Origin of the sequence: Nocardioides sp., from assembly GCF_031422975.1 — a bacterium.
In the GTDB taxonomy this organism is placed as follows: Bacteria; Actinomycetota; Actinomycetes; order Propionibacteriales; family Nocardioidaceae; genus Nocardioides.
Genome location: NZ_JANPEO010000255.1, coordinates 1 through 5,520 on the forward strand (window position 1 = coordinate 1; position 5,520 = coordinate 5,520).

Genomic DNA, 5,520 nt, shown 5'->3' on the forward strand with positions numbered 1-5,520 from the left:
GATTTTCGCCGATGCGTCGGTGGAGAAGAACTTGACCGAAGTTGTACTTCGTTATTGTCGTCGTCGTATCGACAGAATGCTCAAACTGGTCGATCTATCGGCCGACAAATCAGTTGCGAATCTGGCCACTAGTTACGCCGCCCAGACGGCCAGGATCGATGTTGCTGCGCTAGCTAGCGGGATGGAACACGAGATATCTGCCGCTATCGCCCAAGATGATCTCGACGCACTTCTAGCCGTCTACGATCGCAAGAAGGCGCTGATGGCACTTGCATCGGCTCATTTGCGCAGTTGGAAGGTTGACGTCTTTACTGCATGGGTTACCCGCGCGATTCGAAGCTCCCGAGACGATCGACTTCAGCAGGCAATTCGTGCCGTACTTCCGGAGGTGACGGCTCGCTAACGGCGACGCGCGAGTCTACGCCGCTCCCGCAGCGTGCGAGGCCGGAGCTCTCGGGGATTGGCGCGGCGGGGTCAAGGGCCGCGAGTCGCCACCTGATCACCTTTCGCCCGTCCAAGCATGGGCCGCGTCATAGTGGGCGGAGTGACGCGCCTCAGCTCCGCAGCCAAGCCGGCCTGGAGGCGTTGTCGGTGGTGTCTGCTTGAGTGGATTCATGCCCACCACCACGGCTCTCGAGGGCCTGACCGAGGACCAGCTCCTCGCTCACGCCGAGACGGTGGCGCGCGCCAAGAGGCAAGCTGAGGCGGAGACGATCCGCCTCGCCGTCCAGCACGCGGTCCTCAACAATCCCGACCGCCTCGACCCCGCTGAGGCCAGGCGTCCCGGGCGCGAGCAGGCGAAGCGGTTCGGGGGAGTGGGCACGCCAGAGGTGCTGGAGTTCGCGCCGGCCGTTCTGGGCGCGCGGCTCCAGATCTCGACGGGCGCGGCGCACTCCTTGATGGCCGATGCCCTCGATATCGCCCATCGACTCCCGCGGTTGTGGCGCCGTGTCCAGGCCTTGGAGGTCAAGGCGTCCTACGCCCGCTTCGTCGCACGCAGGACGCGCGACCTCGGCACCGAGCAGGCGGCGTACGTCGACAAGCGGGTCCACCGGGCCGCCGACGGCCGGATCCCGTGGACCCGGTTCGAGGCCCTCGTCGAGGGCGCCATCGCGGCCAGCGATCCCGCGGACGCCGCCGAACGCGAGCGCGACGCAGCGACGCGCCAGCTCGCCCAGCCCACCCGCTCCACCGATGCCGGGATGCGCGGCTTCTACGTCCGAGCGCCGCTCCACGTCATCGCCCGCCTCGACGCGATGGTCACGCACCTCGCACGCATCCTGCTCGAGCTCGGCGAGACCGGCAACGACGACGAGCACCGCGTGAAGGCGGTCTTGATCCTCACCAACCCGAAGCGCGCGTGCGAGCTGTTGGAGCACTACGCCGCCTGGCAGCACCGCTGCGACGATCCCGGTGAAACCGGGGAACCCCGCGCCGGCGAGAAGCCCGAGATCGACTGGCGGCAGCTGATGCCGACGGTGGTCCTGTTCCTCCATGCCTACGCAGGCACGGGGGAGCCCGGCATCGCCCGCGTCGAGGGCCACGGACCCGTCACGGACGCCTGGATCAAGCAGCACCTCGGCCCGGACACCACTTTCACGATCACCCCCGTGTGTGACCTCAACGGCCAGGCGCCCGTCGACGCCTACGAGATCCCCGACCGACATAGACAGGCCGTGCATCTGATGACGCCGGCCGACACCTTCCCGTGGGGAGCCAACCTGTCCCGCACCCAGCAGATCGACCACACCGTGCCCTACCGCCGCGGTGCGGCGAAGGGCGCCGGGCAGTCAAGGGTGGGCAACTACGGGCCGATGACCGGTTTCCATCACCGGGTCAAGACGCACGGACGCTGGCAGGTGCAGCAACCGTTCCCCGGGGTCTACGTGTGGCGGGATCCTTACGGCGCCATGTACCTCGTCGACCACACCGGCACCCGCCGGCTCGCGGAGACCAGGAGCGAGGCCGCCACAGCCACGATGAGCCGGGCCGAGCTCTTCTTCCGAAAGTCAGTGGCGCTCGTCGCGTAGGAGCAGTGAGCCAGACTTGGCCCGTGATCCAGCGCCTCTTCGTCTACGGCACCCTCGCCCCGGGCCAACCCAACGAGCACGTGCTCGCCGACATCGACGGCGAGTGGGAGCCGGCGTCGGTACGCGGCGTCCTGGTGAAGGAGGGTTGGGCCTTCGAGCACGGCTATCCGGCGATTGCGCTCGACCCGGCTGCGCCCGAGGTCAACGGGATGCTCTTCGTCTCGGCGCATCTCGACGAACACTGGGCCCGACTCGACGAGTTCGAGGGCATCGGCTACCGGCGCGTTACCACCCTGGCAGCGAGCAAGGCCGGGCTCGTGGAGGCCCAGGTCTACGTCACAGCCCCAGCATCCGACCGATGATCTCCTTCTGGATCTCGGTCGTCCCGCCGTAGATCGTCTGGATCCTCGAGTCGGTGTAGGCCCGCGAGATCGGATACTCCGACATGTAGCCGTAGCCACCGTGGAGCTGGACGCCGGCATCCACGGTCCGCTTCTGCAGCTCGGTCGTCCACCACTTCGCCATCGACGCGAGCGACGTGTCGACGGTGCCGGCGTTGAGGCGTAGCACGCAGTCGTTGATGAACACCCGCGCGATGTGGGCCTCGGTCGCCATCTCGGCGAGCATGAACCGGTTGTGCTGGAACTTCCCGATCGGCTTCCCGAAGGCCTCGCGCGACTTCGCGTAGTCGAGGCACAGGTCCAGCACGTGCTCGATCGCGGCCACCGCGATGCAGGCGATCGAGATCCGCTCCTGGGGCAGGTTCTCCATCAGCGAGACGAAGCCCGAGCCCTCGGCGCCGAGCAGGTTCTCCTTGGGCACGTGCACGTCGGTGAACGACAGCTCTGCGGTGTCCTGCGCGTGCAGCCCCATCTTGTCCAGGTTGCGCCCACGCTCGAAGCCCGGCATGCCCCGCTCGACCGCGAGCAGTGAGATGCCCTGGTGCCCGGCGTCGGGGTCGGTGCGGGCGACCACGATCACCAGGTCGGACAGGATGCCGTTGCTGATGAAGGTCTTCGACCCGTTGAGCACGTAGTGGTCCCCGGCATCGACGGCCGTGGTCCGGATGCCCTGCAGGTCGGACCCGGCGCCGGGCTCGGTCATGGCGATGGCCGAGATGAGTGAGCCGTCCACGAGTCCAGGCAGCCACCTCGCCTTCTGCGACGGCGTCCCGAGCGCCGAGATGTAGGGAACGATGATGTCGCTGTGCACGGCGAAGCCGGGCCCGGACGCGCCTGCCCGTGCGGCTTCCTCGGCCAGCACCATGTTGTAGCGGAAGTCCTTGATCCCCGCGCCGCCGTACTCCTCCTCGACGTCGAAGCACAACAGCCCGGCCTTGCCCGCCTCCAGCCACACGTCGCGCGACACGATGCCGTCGGCCTCCCACTGGGCGTGGAAGGGGATGACGGACCGCTCGAGGAACGCGCGGGCGGTGGCGCGGAAGTCCTCGTGCTCCTGCTCGAGGATGGAGGGGCGTTCAGGCATGCGGGTCCCTTTCGTTGAGTGCATCGAGCATCGAGAGCGGTCCGAGGTCGGCGAGGCGGTGCCCGTCGGGATAGCTGAGCGCCCGGTGGAGGTAGGGCGTGCGTCGCGGCGGCGCGAAACGCAGCACCCGACCGCGCAGCCTCAGCGAACGGCGCACGAGGGCGACGAACCACCGTGGCTGGGCCGGCAGCCGCAGCGCCTCCCGCAGCGGTGTGTCCATCAGCGCGATCGTCACTCGACGCACGAGCGGGCGCACCGGCAGCGGCGCCACGGCACGCGCGATGTCGATGGAGGCCTCGGCGAGCGCGGTGTTGGCCGGGTCGGGGGAGAAGTGCGTTCGCTCGTAGTCGAGCAGCAGCTGGAGATAGCCGTCGTACGTCGATGGCAGGCCCTTGATCCCCATCAGCTCGCCGAAGCGCGTGGTCACGCGGGTGATCGCGACGAGCTCGTGCGGGTCGAGCGGTCGCCACCCGTACTGCGAGATCCAGCGCACCGGCCCGACGATCGTGGTGGCCAGGACGTAGGCGAACTCGTCGTCGGGGATGTCGTGGTGGCCGTGGATCTGGTTGAGGCGGCGTACGGCGGCGTGCCCGCGCTCGGAGTCGATGCCGTCGATCGTCGCCTCCTGGCCGATCAGGACGGTGTCGTCGTAGCGCTTGATGCCGTGCCGCTCGAACTCGCCCGTGCGGTGCAGCAGCCCCGAGATCGACGGGACGCCGTAGTCGCGCATGAATGCGATCGCGGTGCCCTGCGCGTAGTCCCACGGGAACTCGTGGCGTGCTACCAGGGCCAGGATCTCGTCGTAGTGGGTGTCGGGATCGAGGGCCTGGATGCGGCGCAGGTTGTCGTAGCGACGCGGGTGGGCGAGGCGCCGGGTCAGCGGGTTCAGGACACCCATTCCTTCACCTGCGCGATGGTGGCGGCCGGGTCCTCTGTCGCCGGGGTGAGGGACAGGTTGGTGACGCCCGACTCCCGGAACGCCTCGAGCCGCTCGCGCACGTAGGACGCGGGGCCGACGAGGTTGGCGGCCTCGAGCCACTCGAGCGGGACCAGCGCCTCGGCCTCCTTCTTCTTGCCGGAGAGGTAGAGGTCCTGGATCTGGGCGGCCTCCTTCTCGAAGCCGTAGGCGCAGGCGACGTCGTTGTAGAAGTTCTTCCCCTTCGCGCCCATGCCGCCTACGTATAGCGCGTAGAGCGGCCGCGCGAAGTCGAGGAGCGCCTTCGTCTCCGGCCCCTCGCCGATCGCGACCATGCCGCCGGCGTTGATCTCGAGCGACCCGAGGTCGGGGGAGCGCCTCGCCGTACCGGCCGCGAGGGCGTCGCCCCAGACGAGGTGCGCCTTCTCGGGGTGGAAGAGCATCGGGATCCAGCCGTCGGCGATCTCGGCGGTCTGCTCGACCGACTTCGCCCCGAGCGCGGCGATGTAGATCGGGATCGAGTCGCGCTCGGGGTGGTTCAGGAGCTTCAGCGCCTTGCCGAGCCCGGTGACGGCACCGTCCTGCTTGCTCAACGGCAGCTTGTAGAGGCCGTCGCTCTGGAGCTTCTCCCGCTTGAGACCACGGCGCACGATGTCGATCACCTCGGCGGTGCGGGCGAGCGGCTTGGAGTAGGGCACGCCGTGGAAGCCCTCGATCACCTGCGGGCCGCTCGCGCCGAGGCCGAGGATGGCGCGACCGCCGGAGACGTTGTCGAGGCCGGCCGCGGTCTGCAGCAGCGCGCCGGGGGTGCGCGAGTAGACGTTGAGGATCGCCGAGCCGATCTCGATGGTCTCCGTCTTCGCCGCGAGGTAGCCCATCAGGGTCGGGGCGTCGAAGCCGTAGGCCTCGGCGACCCAGACGGTGTCGAGGCCCGCCTTCTCGAGCTGGCTGACCTGGTCGGCGGCTTCGCGCGGGTTGCCGGCATACATCAGGGGCATCGAGAGCTTCATGACGCCAACTGTGACACCACCACTGTCACAATCGCAAGGAGGGTCAGGCTGGCAGCCGCGGACCGAAGACCACGTCGAC

Annotated in this window: 6 protein-coding genes; 3 read left to right on the forward strand and 3 right to left on the reverse strand. The window is 68.4% G+C overall.

The annotated features are described in order from the left end of the window. From RMO85_RS07510 to RMO85_RS07520, 3 genes are all read left to right on the forward strand, one after another. On the forward strand, window positions 1–403 hold a 403-nt coding region (locus RMO85_RS07510), incomplete at its 5' end, for a hypothetical protein (protein WP_310528091.1). Window positions 404–614: 211 nt separating this feature from the next. Further along, window positions 615–2,030: a hypothetical protein gene (locus tag RMO85_RS07515; protein WP_310528092.1), complete on the forward strand. Its 1,416-nt coding sequence runs from the start codon at window positions 615–617 to the stop codon at window positions 2,028–2,030. Window positions 2,031–2,053: 23 nt separating this feature from the next. Then, a complete protein-coding gene (locus tag RMO85_RS07520) occupies window positions 2,054–2,392 on the forward strand; it encodes a gamma-glutamylcyclotransferase (protein WP_310528093.1) in 339 nt (112 codons plus the stop codon). Here the strand turns inward: RMO85_RS07520 and RMO85_RS07525 are convergent. The 3 genes from RMO85_RS07525 to RMO85_RS07535 are packed head-to-tail and all read right to left on the reverse strand — an operon-like array spanning window position 2,367 to window position 5,441. Then, window positions 2,367–3,515 (reverse strand): acyl-CoA dehydrogenase family protein, encoded by a 1,149-nt coding sequence (locus tag RMO85_RS07525; RefSeq protein WP_310528094.1) that lies wholly within the window; start codon window positions 3,513–3,515, stop codon window positions 2,367–2,369. The two genes, RMO85_RS07520 and RMO85_RS07525, sit on opposite strands and share 26 nt — an antisense overlap. Then, window positions 3,508–4,413, reverse strand: coding sequence for an oxygenase MpaB family protein (locus RMO85_RS07530; protein WP_310528095.1), 906 nt, complete (start codon window positions 4,411–4,413; stop codon window positions 3,508–3,510). The genes RMO85_RS07525 and RMO85_RS07530 overlap by 8 nt, the downstream gene beginning before the upstream one ends. After that, window positions 4,401–5,441: an LLM class F420-dependent oxidoreductase gene (locus RMO85_RS07535; protein ID WP_310528096.1), complete on the reverse strand. Its 1,041-nt coding sequence runs from the start codon at window positions 5,439–5,441 to the stop codon at window positions 4,401–4,403. Before RMO85_RS07535 ends, RMO85_RS07530 begins: the two co-directional genes overlap by 13 nt. Window positions 5,442–5,520: the final 79 nt, after the last annotated feature.

What these genes read in the sequence shown, in the direction of transcription:
- RMO85_RS07515 (WP_310528092.1), top strand. Translation starts at nt 615, where the DNA reads ATGCCCACCACCACGGCTCTCGAGGGCCTGACCGAGGACCAGCTCCTC.
- RMO85_RS07525 (WP_310528094.1), bottom strand. Translation starts at nt 3,515, where the DNA reads ATGCCTGAACGCCCCTCCATCCTCGAGCAGGAGCACGAGGACTTCCGC.
- RMO85_RS07530 (WP_310528095.1), bottom strand. Translation starts at nt 4,413, where the DNA reads ATGGGTGTCCTGAACCCGCTGACCCGGCGCCTCGCCCACCCGCGTCGC.
- RMO85_RS07535 (WP_310528096.1), bottom strand. Translation starts at nt 5,441, where the DNA reads ATGAAGCTCTCGATGCCCCTGATGTATGCCGGCAACCCGCGCGAAGCC.